General features: G+C 60.4%; 28 protein-coding genes and 1 riboswitch. Of the genes, 6 read left to right on the top strand and 22 right to left on the bottom strand.

Features of this window, described 5'->3' with window-relative positions:
* Positions 1 to 92 precede the first annotated feature (92 nt).
* Entirely contained in the window at positions 93 to 1319 is a 1227-nt protein-coding gene (gene moeA, locus ACW5XD_RS16970; protein ID WP_456495867.1) for a molybdopterin molybdotransferase MoeA, read from the top strand.
* Entirely contained in the window at positions 1316 to 2071 is a 756-nt protein-coding gene (moeB, locus tag ACW5XD_RS16965) for a molybdopterin-synthase adenylyltransferase MoeB (protein ID WP_456495866.1), read from the top strand. The genes moeA and moeB overlap by 4 nt, the downstream gene beginning before the upstream one ends.
* A 79-nt stretch (positions 2072 to 2150) precedes the next feature.
* Here moeB and ACW5XD_RS16960 read toward each other — a convergent pair whose 3' ends face one another.
* From ACW5XD_RS16960 to moaA, 20 genes are all read right to left on the bottom strand, one after another.
* Positions 2151 to 2441, bottom strand: a complete 291-nt coding sequence (locus tag ACW5XD_RS16960; RefSeq protein WP_017410450.1) for a Bor family protein — start codon at positions 2439 to 2441, stop codon at positions 2151 to 2153.
* A 173-nt stretch (positions 2442 to 2614) separates the two neighbouring features.
* A complete protein-coding gene (locus tag ACW5XD_RS16955; RefSeq protein ID WP_456495865.1) occupies positions 2615 to 2908 on the bottom strand; it encodes a Bor family protein in 294 nt (97 codons plus the stop codon).
* A gap of 45 nt (positions 2909 to 2953) precedes the next feature.
* Positions 2954 to 3769: a hypothetical protein gene (locus ACW5XD_RS16950; protein WP_456495864.1), complete on the bottom strand. Its 816-nt coding sequence runs from the start codon at positions 3767 to 3769 to the stop codon at positions 2954 to 2956.
* Complete coding sequence (gene parM / locus ACW5XD_RS16945; protein ID WP_456495863.1) at positions 3762 to 4805, bottom strand: plasmid segregation protein ParM domain-containing protein; 1044 nt, start codon at positions 4803 to 4805, stop codon at positions 3762 to 3764. The genes ACW5XD_RS16950 and parM overlap by 8 nt, the downstream gene beginning before the upstream one ends.
* Before the next feature lie 103 nt (positions 4806 to 4908).
* Positions 4909 to 5685: an alpha/beta fold hydrolase gene (locus ACW5XD_RS16940; protein ID WP_456495862.1), complete on the bottom strand. Its 777-nt coding sequence runs from the start codon at positions 5683 to 5685 to the stop codon at positions 4909 to 4911.
* A gap of 91 nt (positions 5686 to 5776) precedes the next feature.
* Complete coding sequence (modC, locus tag ACW5XD_RS16935; protein WP_456495861.1) at positions 5777 to 6877, bottom strand: molybdenum ABC transporter ATP-binding protein; 1101 nt, start codon at positions 6875 to 6877, stop codon at positions 5777 to 5779.
* Positions 6874 to 7554 (bottom strand): molybdate ABC transporter permease subunit, encoded by a 681-nt coding sequence (gene modB / locus ACW5XD_RS16930; RefSeq protein WP_456495860.1) that lies wholly within the window; start codon positions 7552 to 7554, stop codon positions 6874 to 6876. Before modB ends, modC begins: the two co-directional genes overlap by 4 nt.
* 108 nt (positions 7555 to 7662) lie before the next feature.
* Positions 7663 to 8391, bottom strand: coding sequence for a molybdate ABC transporter substrate-binding protein (gene modA, locus ACW5XD_RS16925; protein WP_456495859.1), 729 nt, complete (start codon positions 8389 to 8391; stop codon positions 7663 to 7665).
* A 90-nt stretch (positions 8392 to 8481) separates the two neighbouring features.
* Positions 8482 to 8961, bottom strand: a complete 480-nt coding sequence (gene moaE / locus ACW5XD_RS16920; protein WP_456495858.1) for a molybdopterin synthase catalytic subunit MoaE — start codon at positions 8959 to 8961, stop codon at positions 8482 to 8484.
* 101 nt (positions 8962 to 9062) lie between these two features.
* On the bottom strand, positions 9063 to 9305 hold the full coding sequence (moaD, locus tag ACW5XD_RS16915) for a molybdopterin synthase sulfur carrier subunit (protein WP_456495857.1): 243 nt from the start codon (positions 9303 to 9305) through the stop codon (positions 9063 to 9065).
* Positions 9302 to 9817 (bottom strand): cyclic pyranopterin monophosphate synthase MoaC, encoded by a 516-nt coding sequence (gene moaC / locus ACW5XD_RS16910; protein WP_456495856.1) that lies wholly within the window; start codon positions 9815 to 9817, stop codon positions 9302 to 9304. The genes moaD and moaC overlap by 4 nt, the downstream gene beginning before the upstream one ends.
* Positions 9818 to 9866: 49 nt before the next feature.
* The gene (moaB, locus tag ACW5XD_RS16905) at positions 9867 to 10373 is read right to left on the bottom strand and encodes a molybdenum cofactor biosynthesis protein B (protein WP_456495855.1); all 507 of its coding nucleotides are present in this window, start codon (positions 10371 to 10373) and stop codon (positions 9867 to 9869) included.
* 264 nt (positions 10374 to 10637) lie between these two features.
* On the bottom strand, positions 10638 to 11228 hold the full coding sequence (locus ACW5XD_RS16900) for a cytochrome c3 family protein (protein ID WP_043138459.1): 591 nt from the start codon (positions 11226 to 11228) through the stop codon (positions 10638 to 10640).
* A gap of 94 nt (positions 11229 to 11322) precedes the next feature.
* Entirely contained in the window at positions 11323 to 11781 is a 459-nt protein-coding gene (locus ACW5XD_RS16895) for a nitrate reductase cytochrome c-type subunit (protein ID WP_456495854.1), read from the bottom strand.
* Positions 11781 to 12656: a quinol dehydrogenase ferredoxin subunit NapH gene (gene napH, locus ACW5XD_RS16890; protein WP_456495853.1), complete on the bottom strand. Its 876-nt coding sequence runs from the start codon at positions 12654 to 12656 to the stop codon at positions 11781 to 11783. The genes ACW5XD_RS16895 and napH overlap by 1 nt, the downstream gene beginning before the upstream one ends.
* A complete protein-coding gene (napG, locus tag ACW5XD_RS16885) occupies positions 12653 to 13387 on the bottom strand; it encodes a ferredoxin-type protein NapG (RefSeq protein WP_456495852.1) in 735 nt (244 codons plus the stop codon). Before napG ends, napH begins: the two co-directional genes overlap by 4 nt.
* Positions 13388 to 13403: 16 nt before the next feature.
* On the bottom strand, positions 13404 to 15893 hold the full coding sequence (gene napA, locus ACW5XD_RS16880; protein WP_456495851.1) for a nitrate reductase catalytic subunit NapA: 2490 nt from the start codon (positions 15891 to 15893) through the stop codon (positions 13404 to 13406).
* 129 nt (positions 15894 to 16022) lie between these two features.
* Positions 16023 to 16286, bottom strand: coding sequence for a chaperone NapD (locus tag ACW5XD_RS16875; protein WP_456495850.1), 264 nt, complete (start codon positions 16284 to 16286; stop codon positions 16023 to 16025).
* A 29-nt stretch (positions 16287 to 16315) separates the two neighbouring features.
* Positions 16316 to 16825 carry a ferredoxin-type protein NapF gene (napF, locus tag ACW5XD_RS16870; RefSeq protein WP_043557196.1) on the bottom strand — a complete coding sequence of 170 codons (510 nt, stop codon included), beginning with the start codon at positions 16823 to 16825 and terminating at the stop codon, positions 16316 to 16318.
* A 252-nt stretch (positions 16826 to 17077) separates the two neighbouring features.
* A complete protein-coding gene (moaA, locus tag ACW5XD_RS16865) occupies positions 17078 to 18073 on the bottom strand; it encodes a GTP 3',8-cyclase MoaA (RefSeq protein ID WP_456495849.1) in 996 nt (331 codons plus the stop codon).
* A riboswitch (molybdenum cofactor riboswitch) is annotated at positions 18061 to 18200 on the bottom strand. Its footprint overlaps the gene before it by 13 nt.
* 79 nt (positions 18201 to 18279) lie before the next feature.
* Between moaA and narQ the strand changes: the two genes are divergently transcribed.
* From narQ to ACW5XD_RS16850, 3 genes are all read left to right on the top strand, one after another.
* On the top strand, positions 18280 to 19992 hold the full coding sequence (gene narQ, locus ACW5XD_RS16860; protein WP_043138475.1) for a nitrate/nitrite two-component system sensor histidine kinase NarQ: 1713 nt from the start codon (positions 18280 to 18282) through the stop codon (positions 19990 to 19992).
* Entirely contained in the window at positions 19992 to 20630 is a 639-nt protein-coding gene (gene narL / locus ACW5XD_RS16855; protein ID WP_011705476.1) for a two-component system response regulator NarL, read from the top strand. Before narQ ends, narL begins: the two co-directional genes overlap by 1 nt.
* Positions 20631 to 21116: 486 nt before the next feature.
* Entirely contained in the window at positions 21117 to 21692 is a 576-nt protein-coding gene (locus ACW5XD_RS16850) for an LON peptidase substrate-binding domain-containing protein (RefSeq protein WP_456495848.1), read from the top strand.
* Between the two features lie 228 nt (positions 21693 to 21920).
* On the opposite strand, the gene ACW5XD_RS16845 is transcribed toward ACW5XD_RS16850, so the two are convergent.
* Positions 21921 to 24017: an ATP-binding protein gene (locus tag ACW5XD_RS16845; RefSeq protein WP_456495847.1), complete on the bottom strand. Its 2097-nt coding sequence runs from the start codon at positions 24015 to 24017 to the stop codon at positions 21921 to 21923.
* Positions 24018 to 24037: 20 nt separating this feature from the next.
* On the bottom strand, positions 24038 to 25222 hold the full coding sequence (locus tag ACW5XD_RS16840; protein ID WP_456495846.1) for an FIST signal transduction protein: 1185 nt from the start codon (positions 25220 to 25222) through the stop codon (positions 24038 to 24040).
* A gap of 113 nt (positions 25223 to 25335) precedes the next feature.
* Here ACW5XD_RS16840 and ACW5XD_RS16835 point away from each other — a divergent pair, with 113 nt between their 5' ends.
* Positions 25336 to 26247: a gluconeogenesis factor YvcK family protein gene (locus ACW5XD_RS16835; protein WP_456495845.1), complete on the top strand. Its 912-nt coding sequence runs from the start codon at positions 25336 to 25338 to the stop codon at positions 26245 to 26247.
* The last annotated feature ends 13 nt before the right edge of the window (positions 26248 to 26260 follow it).

Here is a 26260-nt window from a genome sequence, read left to right as displayed (position 1 = left end):
GGCGGGCGGGTGTCAGCCCTTGATAAGCCTGCCCATCCACCCTGATTTTTGGGATAATCGGTCTTCAACTACACCAAAAAGAGGTAACGACGATGGGATTTGATACCAGCGGACTACTCCCCCTGAGCGATGCCCTGCAAGGGATGCTGGACCAACTCGCCTGCTGCTGCGACACGGAGCAAGTGCCCTTGCCCCAGGCCCTTGGCCGGGTGCTCGCGGCAGATATCGCCTCCCCCTTGTCAGTGCCTCCGTTCGACAATGCCGCCATGGATGGTTATGCAGTACGGCTGGCCGATCTCGCCGGCGGCGCTCCCCTCATCATGGCGGGCAAGTCCTTCGCCGGTCAGCCCTATCAGGGGGCGTGGCCCGCCGGCCACTGCGTGCGGATCATGACGGGCGCCCCCGTGCCTGAGGGGACGGATGCGGTGGTGATGCAGGAAGAAACGCAGGCCGACGGCGACAGGATCACCTTTTTGACCACGCCGGAGCCCGGCCAGAACATTCGCCGCCGCGGTGAAGACATCCGCGAGGGCGCCAGCGTACTGGGCACCGGTACCCGGCTCACTCCCCGCGAGCTGCCGCTGCTGGCCTCCTTGGGCATCGCCACCGTCAGCGTGCGCCGCCCGCTGCGAGTGGCCATCTTCAGCACCGGGGATGAGCTCAAGTCGGTCGGTACTCCCCTCGCCCACGGCGACATCTACGACTCCAACCGCTACGGCGTGCGAGCCATGCTGGATCGCATGGGCTGCGATTGTCTCGACCTTGGCATCATCCCGGACGACCCCGCCCAGCTGCGCGCCGCTTTCCTTAGGGCCGACCGCGAGGCCGACGCCCTCATCACCACCGGCGGCGTCTCAGTGGGGGAAGCGGATTTCACCAAACAGTTGCTGGAGGAGCTCGGCGAAATCGGCTTCTGGAAGCTGGCCATCAAGCCGGGCAAGCCGTTTGCCTTCGGTCGCCTCCCCCACGCCTGGTTCTTCGGCCTGCCGGGCAACCCGGTCTCCGCCATGGTCACCTTCGATCAGCTGGTGCAACCGGCGCTGGCCAAGCTGGCCGGGCGACAGTTCGAGCGCCCACTTCAACTGCAAGCCATTGCAGCAGAGCCGCTCAAGAAGGCGCCGGGTCGACTCGACTTCCAGCGCGGCATTCTGAGCCAGGGGCCAGACGGCCTGGAGGTGCGCAGCACCGGTTCCCAGGACTCCGCCGTGTTCAGCTCACTGTCGCGGGCCAACTGTTACATCGTCCTCGAACGTGAGCGCGGCAAGGTGGCGGCGGGTGAAACCGTCACCGTCGAACCATTCGGGGGTATGCTGCTGTGAGCGACATTCTCTCGGACGCAGAACTCTTGCGCTACAACCGCCAGATCATCCTCAAATCCTTCGACTTCGAGGGGCAGGAGGCGCTCAAGCAGGCCCGCGTGCTGGTGATAGGTGCAGGGGGCCTGGGCTGTGCCGCCAGCCAGTATCTGGCTATCGCCGGCGTCGGCCAGCTCACTCTGGTGGATTTTGACAAGGTGGAGCTATCCAATCTGCAGCGTCAGGTGCTGCACAGCGATGAGCGCATCGGCCAGTACAAGGTAGACTCCGCAGCCACCTCCCTGCGTGCCCTCAATCCCTGGCTCCAGATAGAGACTCACGCTTCTGTTGCCGACGAGGCTCTGCTCGATTCCCTGCTACCCAGCCATCAGCTGGTGCTCGACTGCACCGACAACCTGGCCATCCGCAATCTGCTCAACCAATACGCGCGCAAACACAGGGTGCCCCTAGTCAGTGGCGCCGCCATCCGGCTGGAGGGACAGATCTGCAGCTTCACCTGGCAGGAGGGGGAGCCCTGCTACGCCTGCCTCAGCGCCCTGTTTGGCGAACAGGCGCTCACTTGCGTCGAGGCGGGGGTGCTCGCACCTGTGGTCGGTCTGGTGGGCAGCCTGCAAGCGCTCGAAGCCATCAAGCTGTTGGCCGGCATGGGCAAGAGCTATAGCGGCCGCCTCCTGATGATCGATGGCCTTGGCGGCACCTTTCGCGAGATGAAGCTGCCCAAGCGCCCCGACTGCCCGGTCTGCTCGCACGGGTGACTCATCCCCGCCAGCCTTTGCGCCAACAAAAAGCCGACCCAATGGGGTCGGCTTTTTGTTGGCATGCCTACGGCGAGGATTAACCGGCGCAGTAAACACGCGCCTCGCGCGGGGTGTAGACACCAAAGGTAACCGCACCTAACAAGCCATTAAGGAAAGTGTGCTGCGCTTCGACACGCACCACTTTATCGGCACCATTACAAACGGCGGCGGCATCGATGGTTTTGCTCTGACCCAGGCCGGAGATGAAGAAGTGATGAGTCACTTCTTTGGTGGGTTTCACTGCATTACCGGAATGCACGGTAAAACCTTGCTGAGCACAGCCCGCCATCATCATTGCAACGGCCGCAGTCAATACCATTTTTTTCATTTTATTATCCCTGACAACATTATTTTTCCCGGCTATGCCGGTGATACGCAAAGAAACATTTTCGTTAATTATCAATTACATAAATACGTAACATGCCTAAGCTCGCGCACACTATCAAAATCCAGAGAGGGCAACAAGGCTTTATTTGAGACTTTATAATGCCTGCACAAAAATCACAGGCTGCAATAAACCCGCGCCGTTCTTGGGGTATAAATTCCCAGCGTCAATGCTGCCATCAAACCCTCCAGTGGTGTCTGCTGCATCTCCACCCGTACCACTTTTTCCGGGTCGCCATGACAGGCCAAAGAAGCATTGACTGTTTCACTCTGACCAATACCTGCCAGTACAAAATCATGGCTAACTTCCCTGGTCGGCTGACCCGGGTTACCCGCATGCACGAAGAAGGTCTGCTGGGCGCAGCCCGATAGCAGCAAGGCGCACCATGCCATCCATACTACTTGTTTCATGTGTTTGATCCTGACGATAACGGCATCTTGATCGAGGCGAAGTGCTTAGAAAATACCCTTGGCCTTGACCTTCTTCATGTTGGCAACCTGGTGCGAGAGGTCCTCGATCAGGGGTTCTGCCTCACCCACCGTCGTAACCTGACGGCCGGGTGCGCTGGCCAGTCGCTGGATCAGTCGATGCTGCTCGCGAATCAGCCTGGATTGCTCTTCAAGCTGACGGGAGAGCAACTGGATACTGCTCTGGAGCGACGATAGATCCTGCTCCACCGCTGACGGCAGTTTGCCTGCGATAGCTTCGGCCAGTTGATCATGATCCAGCGCTGTTGGCAGCCCTTGCCTGAGCTCATCCCACAACTCAGTGGGCTGCTGCTCGCCCAAGCGGCTCACAATCTCATCCACCAGATTGTCCTGTGCGGTGGAGGAAGATTGCTGACCAAGGCGATGGACGATTTCATCCACCAACGAGGCGTTATCTCCCTGCCCCAACTGGGGAAGCAACCGTGCCACTATCTGATCGATCATGACGTCGGCGGCGGGTGGTGCAGCCGAGCTCCCCTCTCCCAGGTTGAAGCCACAACTGGCAAAGGCGTGGCGCAACGTAGTCAAACTCACCTGTTCCGACCCCAGTGCGTTGGCAATGGCCTTGCACAGATTGGGCGCCAGCACATACATGAACATGCCGGAAAGGTAGATATCCTTGTGAAAACGGCTCTTGGAGAAGTCAAACTCCTCGGCGCCATCCTGGATCTTGCGGGCCCGTTGATACCAGTTTTGCAACACCCCGACCGCATAGCGATCAGACTCCAGCGCACCCGGATCCATGTAGATGGAGAAGGTCATGCGCTTGAGTTGACTACTCATCGCCAACCTCGGCCATCACGGCAGCCTCGCGATAAACTTCGTCTTCTTCCGTGGTGTAGAGGCAAATCTCGCGAGCCAACGCAGATTGGGCATCATCCAGCAGCTCGACTCTGTCTCCCAGGGTCGGATAAGCCGCCTTGATCGCCTCATAAATCAGCGAGGCACCACCGCCCACCAGATAGACCCGGTTCGGGTTCTTGGCAAACTTCTTCGCCTCATGAGCAACCTGGGTACCCAGCTCGTCGATCTTGTTCTGCATCTTCTCGAGGATCTTGGGGATCTGGCGCTCGTCGTTCACCACATCGCGCACGAAGCTCATGTCGTGACGACGCTTGATGAACTCATTGGCCACCAGATAACTGGAGTCGCTGTCCGCCGCCGCCAGTGCCTTGCGCACGGCATCGGTCACCATGGACACACCGATCTCGTTGTTGCCATACACATCGGACACATCGTCAAATTCACCGACGATGATGCCCATGTCCAGTGTGGTGCCACCGCAGTCAATCACCAGCGTCTTGGTGAACTCGTTGCAGCCAGAGCCAATCAGTCGGGAAAGGGCCGCTGGCAGGCTCTCTGGCATCACTTCCACGCTGACGATATTGAACAGCTCTCCCTTGTTGAGGGAGATGGCCCGCATCAGGTTGCGGCGTTTCTTCTCGATTTTTTCTTCGTTTCGCTGACAATCGTCCGGGTTGTAAAACTCGGTGATCGGTAGAGTCACGGTAATCGCTACATCACAAGGGATGACGCCGGTCTGTAGCAGCGCGTGGTGAACGGACAGCAGATTGAGGTCGTCGTACTGGTATTCCACGTGGGTAGTCGCCAGTGATTTGTCCGACGTAGCGTCGTAGGTGTACTTGGTATTACCTATCTCGTAGTTGTAGATCTTCTTGTCTTTGCGCAATGCGGCGCTCTTCCAGTCCTTGCGAAAGGAGTTGGGAGAGATGATGGTCTTGAGTACCTTGTTCTCAATCCAGCTCACCTTGACATTGGTTGAACCATCATCAATGGCCATTTTAATTACTTCAGACATGAGGAAATACCTGTTAATAGAGCAAAATGGGTCCGATTGCCTTGCCTTATGCCATTGGCAAGGCAATCGGACCAATACATACACGGGTTAAAGGGCGACAAGTTTAATGAGTTTCTAAAATCCGGTGAAGCAAATGATTAAACCCCGAGGGATCTTCTGCCGGCCAGGCGTGGTGGCCATTGGGGGTATGAATGGTGGCGTTGGGCAGGGCGGCGAACTGCTCCACCCGCTTGGCGAGCGGCAAATAGTCCTGACTGGTGGAGATGATGGCCACCGGCTGCCAGATGGCGCCGAGCCGGGCACGCACCGACCAGCCGGGCAAGGCATCGAGCAGCGCCTTGTAGACCCGCTTCCGGTTGCGCACGAAACGCAGCCGGAAGGTATGGCGCACCAGGGCAAGATCGGGGCCGGGGAAGAGCTCACGCCCCAACCACCAGGCGAGCGGACGCATGCCAAACCAGCGCAGCCACTTGAGGCGCTGGGCGTAACGCTCCTGCTCCCTCGGCGTCTCCAGCAGAAACTCGCTGACGCCGTTGACCAGCACCAGGCCTCGCACCTTGTGCGGGAGTTGCAAGGCCAGCTCCAGCGCCACCATGGCCCCCAGCGACAAACCCACCACCCAGGCGGGCTCCGGCTGCTCGTCGAGCCAGCGCACCACGTCGGCCGCCAGGGTCGCCACGTCGAAGGGCCCCTCCTGCATGCTCTGGCCGTGGCCGCGCAAGTCGAGCGCCACCACCCGGTAATGTTCGGAAAATCGTTCAATCTGCGCCTGCCAGTCGAGACTGGAGGAGCCCAGCCCGTGCAACAGCAACAGCAAGGGGCCCTCCCCCGCACTGCGCAGGGCAAGACCGTTGGATTTCATCACCTGATTGCGACGCATCAGTTCATTGCCTCTCGACTCATCGCCTGAACCATCTCTTGTTGTTATGTTGCCCGTGGTCATCGAGCCACGTTATCAGATCGGCGCCCACTCAGCCTTCGCTGACCAGACTGACTGCCTTGATATAGGCGTAGATCTGCTGCTCCGGCGCCAGCGCCAGCCGGGTGGAGGAGCGGCTGGTGATCCGGGCCAGCAGTATCTGCTCACCCAGCGCCAACTGCAACAGGGTCTGACCGGGCCGCACCTCGCGCACCGCCAGCAAGCGAGTGACGAGACAGTTGGAGAGGCTGGAGTGCTCGATGGGAGCGGTGGCGATCACCACATCCCGCCCCGCCACCTTGATCTGCAAGAGGCCACTCTCGTCAGGCACATGATTCATGGTGACCCGTAGCTGCTGCTCGCCGAGCTGCAGAGTCGCCATCTGCTCGTCATCATCGTAGTGGGCCAGAGTGGCATCCAGCATCACCCCGGCATCGTCGCGACTGGCAAGCGAGAGATCTGTGCGGGCGAAGATCTCGCTAGGCCGCCCCTGCGCTTCCAGCCTGCCACCTTCCAGCAACACCAGCTGATCACACAGCAGGCTCACCTCCTCCATGGCGTGGCTGACGAAGATCATGGGGATGCCGCTCTCCTGCTGCAAGCCCTTGAGCACGTGGGCCTGATGGATGCGGCTGCGTCTGTCCAGCGCAGAAAAAGGCTCATCAAGCAGCAGCAGATCGGGCTCGGCCAGCAGGGCCCGCCCCAGCGCCACCCGCTGGCGTTGGCCACCTGAGAGGGCATGGGCCGGCTGCCCCAGCAGTTCGGCAAAGCCGAGCCGCGTCGCCAGCGCCTCGGGTTGCCAGCGCCCTCGCCCCTTGCGGGCCGCCAGTTGCAGGTTGCCGAGCACGCTCAGATGGGGGAAGAGCCGCGAATCCTGAAACACCAGCCCGATGCGGCGCGCCTCGGGCAGCAAGTCGGCCAGTTCACGCCCTCGCCACCACAGGCGGTCGCCGTTCTTGCGATCCAGCCCGGCCATGATGCGCAGCAGTGTGCTCTTGCCGCAACCGGAGGGGCCGAACAAGCCCAGGATGCCACCCGGCTCAAGGGCCAGTTCGCAGTCGAGGGTAAAAGCGCCAAACTCACGCCTGGCATTAAGTTGCAAGGACTGGCGGTGCAGGGCGTGGCCCCGAGAAGTATTGGCTGATGGGTTCATCCGAACAGCCTCCGTTGCCGGCGCTGCAATACGCCATAGACCAGCACCAGCATCACCAGCGAGAAGCCCATCAGGCCGCCCGCCAGAATATGGGCGTTTTGGTAATCCATCGCCTCCACATGATCAAACAGGGCAATGGAGAGCACCTGGGTCTCCCCCGGGATATTGCCGCCAATCATCAGCACCACGCCAAACTCTCCCAGGGTGTGGGCAAAGCCGAGCGCCGCCGCCATGACGAAGCTGGGCAGCGTCATCGGCAAAATGATGTGAAAGAAGCGCTCCAGCGGCCCGAGTCCCAGCGTGGCGGCAGCTTCGAGCTCCTTGTTGCCCATGTTGACGAAGGCGGAGGTGAGCGGCTGCACCACGAAGGGAAGCGAATAGAGGATGGAGGCCAGCAGCAGACCGAGAAAGCTGAAGGCAAGCGGTGCGCCGAAGGTGTCACGCCACCAGGCACCAAGGCCGTAGGAGGGCGAGAAGGCGAGCAGCAGATAAAAACCGAGTACGGTGGGGGGCAGCACCAGGGGCAGGGCCACCAGCGCCTCCACCAAGGGCCGCAGCTTGTTCTGGCTGCGTGACAGCCACCAGGCCAGCGGCGGCGACAGCAGCAATAGAATGCCGGTGGTGCTGGCCGCCAGCTTCAGGGTCAGCCAGACCGCCTGCAGATCCCCTTCACTCATCGACACGCTCCCGGTTGAAATCAAGCAACGGCATGGTCTGCACCCTCATAGCAAAGCGTGGTCGACCCTAAGGCCGACCACTCATCAAGCAGGTGTGTGCTGGTGCCATCACTGGGGCAGCGCATAACCCGCAGCCTTGATCTGCGCCTGACCCGGTCCCTTGAGCCAGGCGACCAGCGCCTCGACGGCGGCGCCTTTTTTCAGCACCAGCCCCTGCTGTTCGATGGCCGGATACAGCTGGTTAGGCACAGCCCAGGCTTCGCCGGTCTTGCCCGCTTCCACCAGGTTGGCCCAGGCGACGAAGCCCAGTTCGGCGTTGCCGGTATCGACGAACTGCCAGGTCTGGCCTATGTTGGCGCCGGTCAGCAGACGGTACTGTTTGGGATCAATCTTGAGGCTCTCCAGGGTCGCCATGGCAGCGGCGCCATAGGGGGCGGTACGGGCATTGGCGATGGCTAGGTTGCCTTTCCAGCTGCGCAGGCTCGCCTCATCGGGGGCAGGGCCGCCCTTCTTCCACAAGCCCAGCTGGCCGATGGCGTAGGTGAAACGATCGCTGCCCTTGCCCTCTTTCTCCAGCTTCTCGGGGGTGGCCACATCGGCGGAGAGGAAGAGGTCGAATGGCGCGCCGTGACTGATCTGGGTGTAGAGCACACCGGTGGCAGCAGAGCTGATGATGACGCTGTGGCCGGTCTTGGCGGTGAACTCCTTGCCAATGCGCTCTATGGTGCCCTTGAAGTTGGCGGCCACGGCCACCTTCACCTCATCGGCCTGCACGGCAGTGGTGTGCAAGGTGGCGGCGCAGACGCCTGCGATGACAACAGATAACAACGGTTTCATTCCCTTCCTCCTGATGTGAGCCTGGTCTCACCAGGCCCGAAAACAGGGGCCAAAGTCCACGTTGAACCTGCGCCCCTCACGATGAACAGGTCAGATTTTCCAGCGGGCGGCGGCAGTGTTGTCACTCGCCTTGGCCTCGACCCAGCGTTGAATGCCCTCGGCGGTCAGCTCTTTTTTCCAGAACGGGGCCCGGGTTTTCAAGAAATCCATGATGAAGTGACAGGCGTCAAAGGCGGCATCACGGTGGGCACTGCTCACCGCCACCAGCACGATTTGATCGCCAAGCCACAGCTCGCCGATGCGGTGGATCAGGGTGCACTCCTGCAGCGGCCAGCGCTCGCGGGCCTCCTGCACTATGGCGGCCAGCGCCTTCTCGGTCATGCCGGGGTAGTGTTCGAGGGCCAGCCCCTTCACCTCCTCCCCCTGATTGAAGTCGCGCACCTTGCCGACGAAGGTGACGATGGCGCCACTGTCGGCACGGGTGGCGAGGCGGGCATATTCGTCAGCCAGCGAAAAATCGGCCCGCTGCACCAGGATGCGATCTGTGGGCGCCGTGGTTGCTTGGGACATGACTCAGCCTCCGGTCGTTACTGGGAGGAGAGGGAAGAAGGCTACTTCGTCGCCACCGCACAGCTCAGTGGTGCGATCCACGATCGTTATCTCGCTCATCCTCAGCCTCCGGTCACGGGGGGGAAGAAGGCCACTTCATCCCCGTCATTCAGGGCCGTATCGAGCGGCACCAAGGTCTGGTTTACCGCCACCAGCAGTTTGCCTGCCTCAAGGGCCAGCGCCCACTTGTCACCGCGCTCGCTCAAGTCGCGACGCAGCGCTTCGGCGGTGGCGTAGCAGGGCAGACTCAGTTCGTCACAGGCCACCAGCTCTCTTACTTGCGCAAAAAACAGTACCTTGATCATGCCTTCTCTCCTGCACTCGCACCCAGCAGGTCTGTATTCGATCCCACCTGAAAGTGGCCGGATTTGCCACCGCGTTTTTCCACCAGTCGCACCTGTTCGATCACCATGTCCTTTTGCACCGCCTTGCACATGTCGTAGATGGTCAACGCCGCCACCGAAGCTGCGGTCAGCGCCTCCATCTCCACCCCTGTCTTGCCGGATAGCTTGCAGAGGGTGCGAATGTGGACCCTATTGTGCGCCGGCAGGGGTTCGATCTCTACCTCCACCCGGGTAAGCGCCAGAGGGTGACAGAGGGGGATGAGATCTGCCGTTTTCTTGGCCGCCATGATGCCGGCGATACGGGCGGTGGCGAACACATCCCCCTTGTGGTGCTGACCGCTCAGGATCAGGGCCAGGGTTTCCGGTGCCATGGCGACGAACGCCTCGGCGCGGGCCTCACGTTCGGTGACCTGCTTGTCGGTCACATCCACCATGTGGGCTTCGCCGCTTTGGTTGATATGGGTCAGGTTCATCACGCTCCCCTTGAAAGCTGAAATAGTGCTGGGATCAATGGCTCGTGACTCAAAGATGGGTCACGAAGTTGCACGGCTTGGTGCGGGCATCGAGCTGCTCGCGAATAAGTTGCTCCCAGCCCAGCTGGCACGCACCGGTGGAACCGGGCAGACAGAAGATCAGGGTTCGATTGGCCAGACCCGCCAGTGCACGGCTCTGCATGGCCGAGCCCTTGATCTCGGCAAACGAGAGCTGACGGAACAGCTCGCCAAAACCTTGTACTGTGCGCTCGAACAACACCCCCACCGCTTCGGGCACCCGATTCTGCTCATTGAAGCCAGTGCCACCATTGATGATCACCACCTGCACCGCCTCATCGGCGATCCAGTCGCTCACCTGAGCCCGAACACGAAACAGGTTATCAGCACAGAGCGCGCGATCTGCCAGCTGGTGACCCTCTTCGGTGAGGGCTGTGACCAGATAGTCACCCGAGCTGTCATCGGCGTTGGTGCGACTGTCGGAAACCGTCAACACGGCAATTTTGAGGGGAATGAATGCAGTCATGTTCTGTCCCATGGGCAGCTCCTGATAACAAAGGGCCGTGAGCAAAGAGAAGAAGATAGTAGCCAGGATCCTGGTGTGCAGCGCTTGATCAGGGAGGGATCCATACCTGCGCAGGCATGGCCCTTGCCACATGGTCACTCGCTGCGACTCACGGCGGCCCGATTCTACCAAAACTCGTGCCCGAGGGGGGATTTAAAGGACACACAATGCCGTTTTGGTTAGGCTGGCTGCAATATGAACAGGCCGGGCGAACCCGGCCTCATTTCTGGTGGTGGCTTAGAAGCCCTTCACCCCTGTCATGTCAGGCAGCTGGTGAGCGATACCTTTGTGACAATCGATACAGGTACTCTCGCCACTGGCCAGACTGGTGGAGTGCATCTGCGCCCCTCGCTTGCCTTGCAGGGAGAAATCCATGTACTCGAAGTTGTGGCAGTTTCGACACTCCCTCGAATCAGTGTCCTTCATGCGTTTCCACTCCCGCTCGGCCATCTCGCGGCGATGGCTCTCGAACTTCTCGCGGGTATCCACCTTGCCGGTCAGCATGCCCCACAGCTCCTTGGACGCTTGCACCTTGCGAATGATCTTGTAGGTCCATTCGTGGGGTACGTGGCAATCCGGGCAGCTGGCGCGCACGCCGGAACGGTTGGCGTAGTGAATGGTGTCGCGGTATTCCACGAACACGTTGTCCTTCATCTCATGACAACCGGTACAAAACTTCTCGGTGTTGGACGCTTCCATGGCGGTGTTGAAACCGCCCCAGAAGATGACCCCGCCAAAGAAGCCCATCATCAGCAACACCCAGAGGGCGGCCTTCGAGGGAGACTTGAAGGTGGTCCACAGTCGCTGCACAAAACCAGGTAATTTCATCGATGGACTCCTCAGTTCAGGGCTTCATTCAAGGTGGACTTGAAGGTGTCCCGAAGACACTGCAAAAAGCCGGGTAATTTCATCTATCGGTTCCTCAGTTCAGTGCTTCAACCGGTTTAAACGTATTTTCCACCAGCGGCTTGGCATCCGCTTGCGGCACGTGGCACTGCAGGCAAAAGTAGCGACGCGGCGAGACCTCACCCAGCGTCATGCCATCACGGGTCTCGAAGTGAGTCGGACTGATCTTGGGGGCCTTCATCTTGCTGGCATTCTTGAAGCTGTGACAGGCCAGGCACTTGTTGACCTTGTTATCCACTTCATAGTTGCGGGTGTCATGGGGGATCAGCGGTGGCTGATGCATGTACTGGCGATCGTAGAGGTCGCCATCCTTGCGAAAGTTCTTCATGGGGGCGGCTTCGGCCTCGGTCGCGAGATCCGTGGTGCCCCGTTCAGACTTGATGCCACCGGTATCCGTCGTGATTTCGGGACTCTGTGCTGCCATCAAGGACCCTGCCACCAGGCAGGCCAGCATTGCTCCAATCAGCTTTTTCATTATCTGTTCTCCGACGTTTTCTCTGCCTTGACGGCAAAACCTACAGTGATTTCAAAAACTTGCTCCGCGCAGACATCAATGCAACGGCCGCAGTTGGTACACTCTTGAGCCGCAATCAAGGGCCCGTGACCACGCTTGGCACCGTGAACGGGGCCGCGCAGGATGGGACGCTCTGGGCAGACCGCATAACAATCCATACAGTTGCTGCACCGCTCGCGCCCCCTGGCAGAAATCTTGACAAACCCGACCCGGTTGACCAAGGCGTAGAAGGCACCCACCGGGCAAAGATGACCACACCAGCCCCGCTCCACCACAAAGAGGTCAAACAGGAACAGCACCGCCAGCAAGGCCCACCCTGCCCCCATGCCAAACAACAAACCCCTCAGGGTGAGCGAAACCGGATTGACCAGCTCCCACACCAGCACGCCCGCGATAGCCGGGGTCACCAGCACCATGGCCAGCAGCCAGTAACGCGTATTGCGGTTGAACTGACCGTTGCCCTTGAGGCCAAGCCGGGTCCTGGCCCAGGCGGCGGCATCCGTGATGAGGTTGACCGGGCAGACCCAGGAGCAGAACACCCGCCCCCCGACCAGCCAGTACCCCAGCAGCACCAGGGCCGCCCCCAGCCAAAGGGTAGTGATGGGCCAATGGCCCGCCGCCACCGATTGCAGCAGGGTCAGGGGATCCGTGAGCGGGATAGTCTCCAGCAAGAGTGAGCTGGAGAGGTTGCCCTTGAGGATCCAGACGCCCGCCAGCGGCCCCAGCAGAAACAGCCCCAGCACGCAGCACTGGGTCAGACGACGAAGCAGCAGGAAGCGATGTGACCGCCACCAGCCGAGCCGTACGCGCGCCTCGGCCCCCGGATAACGACTCATAGCCCCTCCGGTTTGCGGGTCGGCAGGGTGAGCCGCTCACCGATGAGCGACTTGCCTGCTTTGCGCTTCTCTTCCCAACCGAGCCGGTAGTGATGACCCAGCTCCCCCTTGGCGAGCCGACGGGGCATCACCTTGATGGCAGACTCCTCCAGCACGCAGGCGTGCTCGCACTTGCCACAGCCGGTGCAGATATCGCTGTGCACCGTGGGCAAAAACATGGCGTGCTTGCCGGTGCGCGGGTTGTGCTGCAGCTCCAGAGTGATCGCCTTGTCAATCAAGGGGCAGACCCGGTAGCAGACATCGCAGCGCAGCCCCAGGTAGTTGAGGCAGGTCTCGTGATCGATGAGCACTGCCACCCCCATGCGCGCCTGATCGATGTCGGTCATCCCCTGATCCAGCGCCCCGCTCGGGCAGGCCACCACGCAGGGAATGTCGTCACACATCTCGCACGGCACGGCCCGCGCATCAAAATAGGGGGTGCCGGTGGTCACGGGTTCAAACAGCCGGGCGAGCTTGAGAGTGTCGTAGGGGCAGGCCTGGACGCAGAGCCCGCAGCGCACGCAGGCGCTGAGGAACTCGGCCTCGTCGAGGGCGGCGGGCGGGCGCAGCGCCTGGGCAGGCACGGCTTGAACCTGCTGGCGCGCCATGCCGCCCAGACCGACACCAAGCAGGCCCACACCGCAGGCCCCCTTGGCCATGTCGGCCAGAAACTGGCGGCGACTACGACTCATCTCCCGCGCCCCCGCCTTATGCCTTGACGACCTTGACGGCGCACTTCTTGTAATCCGTCTCTTTGGAGAGCGGATCCGTCGCGTCCAGGGTCAGCTTGTTGACCAGCTGGCTCGCGTCGAAGAAGGGCATGAACACCAGGCCTTTGGGCGGACGGTTGCGGCCGCGGGTCTCGACCCGGGTCTTCACCTCGCCACGGCGGGAGGAGACGATCACCTCTTCGCCGCGACGCACGCCACGGGCCTTGGCATCTTCCGGGTGCATGAAGAGCACCGCATCCGGGAAGGCGCGATAGAGCTCGGGCACGCGACGGGTCATGGTGCCGGTGTGCCAGTGTTCCAGCACGCGGCCGGTAGAGAGCCACATGTCGTACTCTTTGTCCGGCGCCTCGGCGGCCGGTTCGTAAGGCAGCGCGAAGATCACCGCCTTGCCATCGGGCTTGCCGTAGAAACGCACACCCTCGCCCACCTTCACATAGGGGTCGAACCCTTCACGGTAGCGCCACAGGGTCTCCTTGCCATCCACCACGGGCCAGCGCAGACCGCGCGCCTCGTGATACTGATCGAAGGGGGCCAGATCGTGACCATGACCGCGGCCGAAGCTGGCGTACTCTTCGAACAGCCCCTTCTGGACGTAGAAGCCGAAGTGTTCAGCCTCGTCGTTGAGCACACCCTTGCTCTGCTCTTTCGGGAACTGATCGACCTGACCGTTCTTGTAGAGCACCTCATACAGGGTCTTGCCCTTCACTTCCGGCATCTTGGCGATAAGCTCGGCCGGCCACACCTCTTCCACCGTGAAGCGCTTGGCGAACTCCATCAGCTGCCACAAGTCGGACTTGGCCCCTTCCGGCGGCTTGACCTGCTGGTGCCAGAACTGGGTGCGGCGCTCGGCGTTGCCATAGGCCCCCTCTTTCTCCACCCACATGGCGGTGGGCAGGATGAGGTCGGCCGCCTGGGCAGTCACGGTCGGGTAAGGGTCAGACACCACGATGAAGTTGGCCGGGTTGCGGTAACCGGGCAGCCCCTCCTCGTTCATGTTGGGGCCGGCCTGCATGTTGTTGTTGCACATCACCCAGTAGGCGTTGAGCTTGCCGTCTTTGAGCATGCGGTTTTGCAGCACGGCGTGGTAACCCACCTTGTCCGGTATGGTGCCTTCCGGCAGTTTCCAGATCTTCTCGGCGATGGCGCGGTGCTTGGGCTCGGTCACCACCATGTCGGCCGGCAAACGGTGGGCGAAGGTGCCCACTTCGCGCGCGGTACCGCAGGCAGAAGGCTGACCGGTCAGGGAGAAGGGACCCGAGCCCGGGGTGGAGATCTTGCCGGTCAACAGGTGGATGTTGTAGCAGAGGTTGTTGGCCCAGACGCCACGGGTGTGCTGGTTGAAGCCCATGGTCCAGTAGGAGACCACCTTCTTGCTCGGGTCGGCATAGAGCTGGGCCAGCTTCTCGAGCTTGTCTTTGGAGACGCCGGAGAGCTTGGCAACCGAGTCGACATCGTAATCCGCCACGAATTTCGCGAAGTCATCGAAGCTCATGGGGGTGGAGTCGCCACTGTCCGGGTTCTTCGCCTGCTGTTGCAGCGGGTGAGTCGGACGCAGGCCATAGCCGATGTCGGTGACCCCCTTGCGGAACTGGGTGTGCTTGTTGACGAACTCCCAGTTCACCTTGTCGTTCTGGATGATGTAGTTGGCTATGTAGTTGAGGATCGCCAAGTCGGTCTGCGGCGTGAACACCATGCCGTTGTCGGCCAGTTCGAAGCTGCGGTGCTCGAAGGTGGAGAGCACGTGTACCTGCACCTCTTGATGGGACAAACGGCGATCCGAGATGCGTGACCAGAGGATAGGGTGCATCTCGGCCATGTTGGAGCCCCACAACACGAAGGCGTCGGCCTGCTCGATGTCGTCGTAGCAGCCCATGGGCTCGTCCATGCCGAAGGTGCGCATGAAACCCACCACGGCCGAGGCCATGCAGTGACGGGCATTGGGATCCAAGTTGTTGGTCCGCAGCCCCGCCTTCATCAGCTTGGCGGCGGCGTAGCCTTCCCACACTGTCCACTGGCCGGAGCCGAACATGCCGACGGCGGTCGGCCCCTTCTCTTTCAGGGTCGCCTTGAACTTCTCGGCCATGATGTCGAATGCCTGATCCCAGCTGATGGGGGCAAAGTCACCGTTCTTGTCGAACTTGCCATCCGTCATGCGCAACATGGGCTGGGTCAGCCGGTCCTGGCCATACATGATCTTGGACAGGAAGTAGCCCTTGATGCAGTTCAGGCCCCGGTTGACCGGTGCATCGGGATCGCCCTGGGTCGCCACGACGCGCCCATCCTGGGAACCCACCAGCACGGAACAGCCGGTACCGCAGAAGCGGCACGGCGCCTTGTCCCAGGTGATGGCGGTCTTGTCGGTGCTGGTGATCAGGTTGGCCGCCAGCGTGGGGGCACTGACTCCGGCCACGGCCGCGGCAGCAGCCACCGCATTGGCCTTCATAAAGTCGCGTCGACTCAGCTTCATGACATTTCCTCGCATTGCTTAATCACATCAATGACAGCCATAGTGACGAGCCGCGCTGGCTCAGCTTCATGGCGCTTTATTGCTTTTATCGGGCATCGCGAACCTCTCGGCCCCGCCCTCACGGCGTTTCTATTCCTTGCATTCGACATCGAGATCATCGAACTGGTGGTAAATCAGGGCGGCGGACAACACGCCTGGCATGGCATTTATCGCATCTATGGCTGCCATGATGGGGCGCTGGCTGGGCCCTTCCAGGGTCACCACCAGCTTGCCGATCTCACTGACGGCGTGGATCTCGGCTCCCTCGAGGGATGCTATCTGTTCTGCGAGCTGGTGACGCAGGGAGGGCTGGGTCAGCACCACCAGGCTCGATACATGGAACTCTTGGTTCATTGTGGCTCCTGCTTCACACACATCCTGACTCATGTTGGATCCTCGGATTTGGGCGCGCCGACCCGGATGCTGCCCACCGGACAGTCCATCACGCAGGCGCCACAGCCGGTACACGAGGCGGCATCTATGCTGGGGGTCGGTACCCGGCCCAGCACGGGAGAAAAGCGGATCGCGCGGGTTTCGCAGCTATCCTGGCAGCGCTGGCAGAAAACCTGGGTACTGGCCAGACAGCTGGCTTCAATATGGGCTATGTATCGCCAGGGCGCCTCCGTCATGGGACGAAATACCGGCGCCTTGCAGGCCGTGACGCAATCACCGCAGAAGGTGCACTCGCCGCGCAGGAAATCCACCGCAGGATAACCACCGTCGCCCTTGATAAGGATCTGCTCCGGGCAGGCCGCCAGGCAATCGCCACAGCGGGTGCAGTCGGCCACGAACTCGGGCCAGGAGACTGACCAGGGCAACTGAACCTGAGGGTCGCTCGATGTCAGGCGACCTCGAAACAGACCACGACGCGACAGGTTGACCCCATCCGGCATATCGACTCCTTTCTGGTGGTTGATAGCGCACGAGCGAGTCCTATGACAGGCATTTTCAATACCTATTATAAGAGTGGGTGTATATTGCGGCCCTGACAAGGTCAGGGATATACCACTAGGGAGATAAACAGGGGGGATTCTTGCGCTGGATCAAACCCTTGGCGTCAAGAGCGAGAAGGGGGGCAGGTGAAAATACCCCCATTTGAGGATTGCTTATTAATCGACGGCTATTTTTTCAAGCCCACCTAATGGTTAGCCGCCGATGGAAGCCAGATGAGGAGTCATGCCGGCATTGCCCTCGTGCAAGCGGTGGGATGCGGCCTTGCCGGTGAGGGCGACACGAATGCGTTGTTGCAGCGCATCCTGCTGGCTGTCTGCCGCCAGCAGGTCACGCAGCTCCACCCCGTTGTCACCGAACAGGCAGAGATGCAGCTTGCCCACGGAGGAGACCCGCAGCCGGTTACAACCGGCACAGAAATCCTTGCTGTAGGGCATGATGAGCCCCACCCCACCCATTGACTCTGGATGCATGAAGACCTGGGCCGGACCATCGTCCGCACCACGCAACTGCTGAACCCAGCCACTCTCGAGCAGCCGCTGCTTGATGAGGTCACCGCTGGCGTGATGGTTCTGAAACAGGGTATCCATCTCGCCAGTCTGCATCAGCTCGATGAAACGCAGCTCGATGGGCTTGTGCCTGATCCAGGCCAGAAACGCATCCAGTTGATGGTCATTGAGCCCCTTGAGCAGCACCGCATTGATCTTCACCGATTTGAAGCCGGCGGCCAGCGCCGCTTCGATCCCGTCCATCACCTCCGCCAGCTTGTTCTCACCGGTGATCTGGTGAAACTGACGGGGATCCAGACTGTCGACGCTGACGTTGAGGGCGGTGAGGCCCGCATCGAACCACTCCTGGGCGCGCTCTTTCAAGCGGTAGCCATTGGTGGTCATGGCCACCTTCTCTATGCCCGGGGCATTGGCCACCGTCTCTATGATGGCGGTGAAATCCCGGCGCAGGGAGGGCTCGCCTCCGGTCAGGCGCACCTTGCGGGTACCCATGGCGGCGAAGCCAGAGACAATGCGGCGGATCTCATCCAGCGAGAGGAACGACTTGCGCCCCTCTTTGTTGCCGTCCGGAGGACGATAGCCGTCGGGCAAACAGTAGGTACAACGAAAATTGCACACATCGGTGACCGACAGGCGCAAATAGTAAAAACGACGGGAAAAACCATCTTGCAGTGGCGACATAAACACCTTTCCAAATACGGGAGGCCAGGGCATTTCTTTCCTGACCCTTACAGCTCGAACATCGGCTGACGGCGGTTTTCCCCTATCGCAAGGACTTAGGCAAAACAGCTCGGAGTTCATCTAGTTTTTCGATGCTAGCACAAGTTGGAGTACACTCCCATGCTACTTTGTGGGGTTATTGTCTGATGCGAAGGAAGACGATCAGCATGGGAAAGTGGTTCAAAGTGCATTCGGTCAGCAGCGCCATCGGGCGCTCCATGGTGCTCATTCTGTTCATGGCGAGCCTGATCGCCGTGGTGGCCATGGTGACTTTGTTCTACTCGGTGCCCGATGCCAAGGCGATCAACCTGTCGGGTTCGCTGCGGATGCAGGCCTACCGCATGGCCTACGAGATAGAACAGGGCCAGCCTGTGCTGGGACGACTCGATCAGTTTGAACAGACGCTGCATGCGGCCGAGTTGCAGGAGACTCAGCGCTGGATCACCCCCGCCTCCCTGCGCCGTACCTATGGCGAGGTGTTGCTGCAATGGCAGGTGATGCGTGAGCACATCGAGAATGCCACCCCAAGACGCTACACCGACAACACGGAACAGTTTGTGGCGGCCATCGATGACTTCGTCAACCAGATGCAGTACCACGTGGAGTTCAAGGTGCGCATGCTGGCGCTGGCGGAAGGGCTGGGGCTGCTCTCCATCATCACCATCGCCTGGTTTACCGTGCGGTTTACCCGCCAGCAGGTAGTGGCACCGCTCAACCAGCTGGTCTATTGCGCCCGCCAGATCCAGCGCCAGGAGTTCGATCTCACCCTGCCCCCCCATTGTGAGAACGAGCTGGGGGAGTTGTCAGGCGCCTTCGTCACCATGGCCGACGAACTGGGCAAGCTCTATCGGGAGCTGGAGAGCAAGGTGGAAGAGAAGACCGCCAAGCTGCAGCAGGCCAACGACACCCTCTCCTTCCTCTACAGCACAGCCCAGAAGCTGCATGCGGCGCCGCTGAGCCGGCGCACCCTGCTCAAGCTGCTGGAGCGGGCCGCGGCCCATCAGCACATAGACCACATACGGCTGACCCGCTTCGAACACAACGCCATGCCGGACTACATCACGGGGCGCAAGGGCTGGCCCGGCGATCTCGACTCAGTGGTGAGCTTTCATCTGCAGATGGATGAGCAGGAGTACGGCCGGCTTGACGTGATCAGCAGCCACCCCATCGACGAGCGGCTGATGAAGAACTTCTCCATGCTGCTGGCCCAGGTGCTGCACAAGGATCAGACCCTGCTGCAACATCAGCGCCTGCTGCTGATGGAAGAGAGAGCCGTCATCGCCCGCGAGCTGCACGACTCGCTGGCCCAGGCGCTCTCCTACCTCAAGATCCAGTCCACCCTGCTCAAACGCGCCTTCGCCAAGGGGGAGTCTGCCAAGACAGAGGCCGCCATGCAACAGATCGACGAGGGGCTCAGCAGCGCCTACACCCAGTTGCGTGAACTGCTCGGCACCTTCCGCCTCAGCATAGGTGACGCCAATCTGGGGGAAGCCATCAAGGTAATGCTGGAACAACTCAAACCACAGACCCAGGCCGAGATAGGGCTCCATTACGGTCTGGCTGATACGGATCTGGAGGCGGGCCAGCATATCCATATTCTGCAGCTGATCCGTGAGGCAGTGCTCAACGCCATCAAACATGCCAACGCGCAAGTGATTGATGTTAGCTGTGAGACCCTCGCCAATGGTAACATTCAGGTTCAGATTTCAGATGACGGTGTTGGAATAGGGATCGCAAGCTCAGCGGTCAACCACTATGGCCTTAGCATCATGAATGAGCGTGCCAGCAAGTTGCATGGTCTGCTGACCATCAGCGAGCAGCCGCCCAGAGGCACCTGCGTACATCTGACCTTTCCCACCAGCCTAACAAGAGATGCCTGATGGACGAGATGAAATATAGTGTTCTGGTCGTGGATGACCATCCCCTCATGCGCAAAGGGATTGTGCAATTGCTGGCCCTGGAAGAGAACATAGAGGTGGTCGGTGAAGCGTCCAACGGCACCGACGCCGTCGCCATGGCCAAGGAGTCCGAACCGGACCTGATCCTGCTCGACCTCAACATGAAAGGCCTCTCCGGTCTGGATACCCTCAAGGCGCTGCGCACCGAAGAGGTCACCTCCCGGGTGGTGATCCTGACCGTCTCGGATGCCCGCCAGGATGTGGTTGCGCTGCTCAAGGCCGGCGCCGATGGCTATCTGCTCAAGGATACCGAGCCAGAGATGCTGCTCGCCCAGCTGGCGGACGTGATGACCGGCAAGCAGATCCTGAGCGAGCCGCTGCGCCCCTACCTCGAGAACATCTACGAGCTGGATCATCTGCAGCAAAAGCTGGAGAGCCTGACCCGTCGCGAGATGCAAATCCTGCGCGAAATTGCCAAGGGCCTCTCCAACAAGCAGGTCGCCTCCGTGCTTCATATATCCGAGGGCACGGTCAAGGTTCACGTAAAGAGCCTGCTGAAGAAGCTTGAGGCCCAGAGCCGCGTGGAAGCAGCCGTCATGTATCTGGAGCAGCGCAACTAACGCGCTTGCCCCCAAAGCGCTGCAGTTTTATGCGCTGGCAGGGTTGGATGAACGCATGCAACCGAATACCTTGTTGCGCTCTATATTCATGCCTTGACCAGATTGAGAGAAAAACCAAAGCCCCGCATCGTCGGGGCCTTTCTTATCTGCGCCAAATCCGCGCGCTCCTGCCTGCTCGCACCTTGTACTCAGGCCAGCGACGCTGACCCATAAACCGGCCATGCGCATTTTGCACTTGGCTCGTTGCAAGATGCGATGCGCTTCAATTCAGGACGCAAAGAGAACTGGGGCCAAGTAATCCAGATCCAGCCGTATTCAGCTGACTACGAGAGTGCCAAGGCAGAAAAGATGAAAATATAAACATATGATTATTAATGAATTTAATCTCCTCCTCGGAGACTGACACCCCCATTTTGGGGCTTTTTTCATCCTCTGGCACAGTCGCTGCATTGTCCTATTCAGCAACTACTCAATGGAGGACGGAACATGAAACTTCAACCCTTGGCATTGTTCCCCTTGCCTTCCCACATACTGCCTGGTGGCAAGCTTCCGCTGCGTTTGTTTGAACCGCGCCACCTGCAGATGCTCAAAGAGTCATTCATCAATGACCAGGGTTTCGGCATAGTGATGGAAGAGGCGACTACCACGGGCAAGTCCGGGCGCATACTGCCGGTCGGAACCCGGGTGAAGGTGACCGATTTCTACACCCTGAACGACGGCCTGCTCGGTGTCACCGTACTTGGCATGGAACGTTTCTGCATCCATGAGATGGAAACGGATAAGATGGGATTGCGCCGGGCCAAAGTCGAAGCGCTGCCCAACTGGCCAAGCGCCCATTCAGACTTCAGTGACAAACCGCTGGTCACCCGACTGCGGGAAGTGTTCGAGCAGTATCCTGAGCTCGATGAGCTTTATCCGGACAAGCAATTTGACGATGCGGCCTGGCTCTGCCAACGCTGGCTCGAAATTCTGCCCATGCCCATCTATGAAAAACAGATGTTGATTGCCAAACAAAATAGCGAAGCGGCCCGTCAATTCTTGCGCCGACTGATCGCACAGTGAGTCAAAGAGAACATTGCAAAATGCGAATATTCCCACAATGAAAACAATATTTTCGCATTTTGCAAACAACGGTGATCGATAAGAAGCAATAACACAGCCGCAAGCCGCATAAACAGGTTCTGAAAAGTTGGCACGACTTTTTCATATAGAACCGTACAACCCGATTTATCCCGTGCTCTCTTCAGTATTTGCTGAAGAATTGGTCAACTACCCAGTTGACCATTTTTTTTACCTGCGATCCGGCAGCACTGGGCTGATATGGCGCTGCAGACACTCTCTCAGTCGCATCAGGCTGATGGGTTTGGCCAGAAAATCATCCATTCCCTTGGCCAGACAACGGGCCCTGTCTTCGGCCATGGCATTGGCCGTCAACGCGACGATGGGCACCTTGCAACCCAGTTCCCGCAAGCGGCGAGTCGCCTCCAACCCATCCATCTGCGGCATCCTCATGTCCATCAGGATGAGATCCGGCTGCTGCTCCGCCACCTGGGCCAGCGCCTCCAGGCCATTGGCCGCGAGCCGTACCCTGCTCACCAATTTTTGCAGCATGAGGGATACCACCAGCTGGTTGACCGGGCTGTCTTCCACCACCAGCACATCCAGATCCTGAATGGGCAATTGATCCGGCTCGGTCCGGCTGCTGCACTCGCACGGCAGCGCCATGCCGGGCAACTCGAACCAGAAGCAGCTGCCCTGACCGGGAGCGCTCTGCAGACGGATCTCCCCACCCATCAGCTCCACCAACCGTTTGCTGATGGCCAGCCCCAGCCCGGTCCCGGAGAAACGGCGGGTCGCCGAGCTGTCAACCTGGGAGAAGGGCTCGAACAGGAGCGCCTGATCCTCGGCCGAGATGCCGATCCCGGTATCGGTGACCGACACCCGCAGCCGTTGATCGTGCCAACCCAGTTGCAGCAAGACGCTGCCCTGACTGGTGAACTTCACCGCATTGCCGAGCAGGTTGCTGATCACCTGTGACAGACGCACCGGATCCCCCTGCAACTGGGGTGGTACCGCCTCATCCACCCCCCAGCGCAGGACTATGCCCTTGCTCCCGGCGCGCTCTTGCAGCGGTTCGATCAGGGATTGGCACAGCTGAGTGGGGAGCAGGGTCTCGCAATGAAACTCCAGGGTATGGGATTCGATTTTCGAGAAGTCGAGTACATCGTCGATGATGGTCTGCAGCAGACGAGCCGAGTGGGTGGCATGTCCGAGCAGGGTCTGCTGCTGAGGCTCGAACTGGGCATGTTGCAACAGATCCAGCATGCCCAGCACCGCATTCATGGGGGAGCGGATCTCGTGGGTCATCATGGCCAGGAACTGCGACTTGGCGCGGTTGGCCGCCTCGGCCTCATCCCGTGCCCGGGCCAGCTCCTGCTCGCGGCGGATCTGGTTGCCCACATCCCGCGCCGTGCCCCGATAGCCAATGAAGATACCGGCTGCGTCGAAGCAGGGCTCGGCGTTGATCTCCATCCAGCAGGGCCCCCTGGCCAGACTGACCTGGGCTCGCACCGCCCGTACCGGCAGATGCAGCGCGATGAGGCGGCGGTACTTGCCCCACTCGGGATCCCGCCGATCATAGACGTAATCGTAGAGACTCTGACCGGGCGGATGCGCTGTCACATCGCCCTGATAGCCGGGCGCCGACACATAACTTAGCCTGTGCTCCGTGTCCGTCTCCCAGAACCAGTCGGAGGCCATGCCGGCAAAGCTGCGAAAACGCTGCTCGCTGGTCTGCAGCGCCAGCGTCTTGAGCTCGACCAGCTCCTGCAAGCGGGCCCGATAGGCGATGTTGACCAGTGCCTGGGATATGAGCGGACGGCAGCGTTGCATCGCCGCCTTGCTCTTGAGATCGAAGGTGCCCATCACGGCGTGACGACAGATGAGGACGCCGGAGAAACCGGGGGCGCGCAACCCCGTCATCATGACGCTGGCCCAGCCGGCTAGATCGGCCAGCGGCGCCAGCTCGGGCAACTGGGTCGGGTCATAGATGACCAGGGTCTCCCCCTCGATGGCGCGAGAGAAGAGCGAGGTCAGCTGCCAGCGTCGTCCCACTTCGCCATCCTGGGTGCTGAGGTGGGTGATGCCGCCGCCAGCCTCCCAGGCAACCACATCTGCATGTTCGAAACCAATGAAGGGCTTGAGCGCCTGGATGAGACTGTCCAGCACCTGCTCCAGAGTCTGGGCATCGGCCAGCGTCGCGACCCCGCACAACAGGGTCTGCGACTCCTGGCGGTACTTGGCCTCGCGTTCCCGACAACGCACCAGTTCCACCAGCGTGGTCTGCAGCTTGTCACCCAGGGCTTCCAATTCCGTATTACCTATCATCTTGTTTCCAGCGCCGTATGTCAGCTGTCGAGGAAGATCACGCTCGATACCATCAGGTTGCCGTGCGCCAGCTCACCGTGGGGCAGACGCCCCTGTTCACCGAAGGTGAACGGGGTAATGAAGGGGATGTCCCCCAGTCGGGTGTGAAATTGATCGACGAATTGGCATAAGCTATCACCAAGAGCCAAGCGACAACCAGCACAAAAGATCACAAGGGCTCCGAACGGCTGCATCTCAGCGGTCATGCCATACTCGGGTTCGATGCGGGTCACATTCAGACTGCGCTGCAGCAGCCCTTCCTGACTGCTGTACATCAACAGCAGTCGCTCGCCGAGCCGGGTATCGGTAAAGAGGCGCAATCCGCCCCCTTCTGTCACTGCCTCGGGATGGGAGAGCTTGTAGTAGGGCATGTCATCCAGGGTGCCCACCTGGCGGGCCAGCGGCGAGAGGGTGGTGTCCCGCAGTATGGGCCCCACAGGCCAGACTGTGGTTCGCCCGGTCCAACGAGCGTAGACCTCTGCGGCGGGCTCATGATCTATGGTGAGGATCTCGCGCCCCGTCAGGGCGGTAATGGTGCCGCGATGCTCGGTCGGGACATAGCCCGAATGAAACTGGAATGCCAGCTGGCAATCGGGATAGAGCACCGCCAGCACCACTCCCTCGCGGGCACTGCCCTCATCCCAGCACAGCTGCCAGTCACCACTGACACTGTTGTCGGCCGCCGAGCCTCCCACGACAGGGACAGTCGTTCCCAGCTCGGCTTCGATGCTGGCCAGCATCGTCTCCTCCTGACCCGGGCTGGCGTGTAACAGGATGAGCTGAGGCAGCTCGCCGGGACGCCCGCCATCAGCGATGGCGGCGCGCAGCAACTGGCGAATATCTACATCATCTCCCGCCTGCCCCGCCACCCCGTAGGCTCCCTTGTCATCGTAGAGGGCGGCTACCGCCAGCCCTATCCCCTGACGGGCATGGTGGCCGACCTGGGTCATGACGCCGCCGCAGGAGCTGCAACCTATCAGTCGGGTCGTTGGAAACTGCTGCTTGAGGTGCCGACGCAGTTCCTCGGCATCGTGAGCTTGGGTAAAATAGACCAATAACAGCGAAGGGGAATGGGGCGATTGAGCGAGCAGCCGCTCACTGACCTGCCGGGCAGCCAGCAGGGAAGTCTCTTCAAGAGAGTGAGCCGTCAGAAAGTTCAACACCATCTCCTAGTTGTTCATGATGCTGGAGGTAAGCAAAAATCATACCTTTATCAAACAATTATCTGATTTCATCGGCTAGAATGGCCCTCAATTGAGCCCAACCACAGGACAGCTGCATGTGGCAGAAAAACATCAATGACTTTGACCGGGTCGTCGCCATCGGTGGCGGCCACGGCATGGGCCGCGTGCTCTCTTCACTCTCGTTTCTCGGCCAGCGGCTGACCGGCATAGTCGCCACCACGGACGATGGCGGATCCACTGGACGCCTGCGCAAGAGCCAGGAGTGTATCGCCTGGGGAGATCTGCGCAACTGCCTCAATCAACTGGTGACAGATCCCAGCATCGGCAGCCTGTTGTTCGAATATCGTTTCGCCGGCCGTGGCGAGCTGGCGGGCCACAACCTCGGCAACCTGATGCTGCTGGCGCTCGACAACCTCTGCGTGCGCCCTCTTGATGCTATCAAGCTCATCAGTGACATGCTGAAAATAGAGTCACAATTGTTACCCATGTCAGAATTTCCCACCGACCTGTGCGCCCACACCGTCTGTGGCAAGCAGATCCTGGGAGAGGTCTCCATCGATCAGCTCGATACGCCACCGCTCTCCCTGAGCCTGAGCCCGGAAGTATCGGCAACTCGTGAGGCGGTGCAGGCGCTGGCTCAGGCCGACATGATCATACTCGGGCCCGGCAGCTTCCTCACCTCCATCATGCCGCCCCTGCTGCTGGCCGAGGTGGCGCAAGCCATCAATGAGAGCGATGCCATGCTGGTGTTCATCTGCAATCTGGTGGCCGAGAATGGCCCTGCCAGTCAGCTGAGTCTGATCAACCAATGGCGATGGCTGGAGTCACGGGTCGGTACGGGCCGCATCGATGCCATTCTGGCGCCCGCAGGGGAATATCCGGCCGAGTTGGCCAGCCGCCTTATCCAGGCCGAGCTTGGCGAGGCCGAACTCCCTCATCGCCACGACAGACTGAAACTCAAACTGGCGCTGGATCGGGTGATCCAGCAACTGGTCAATCAACGCTGATGGCCACTACGCG

Source organism: Aeromonas enterica (assembly GCF_054052465.1).
This window is presented reverse-complemented; position numbering and strand designations above follow the sequence as displayed.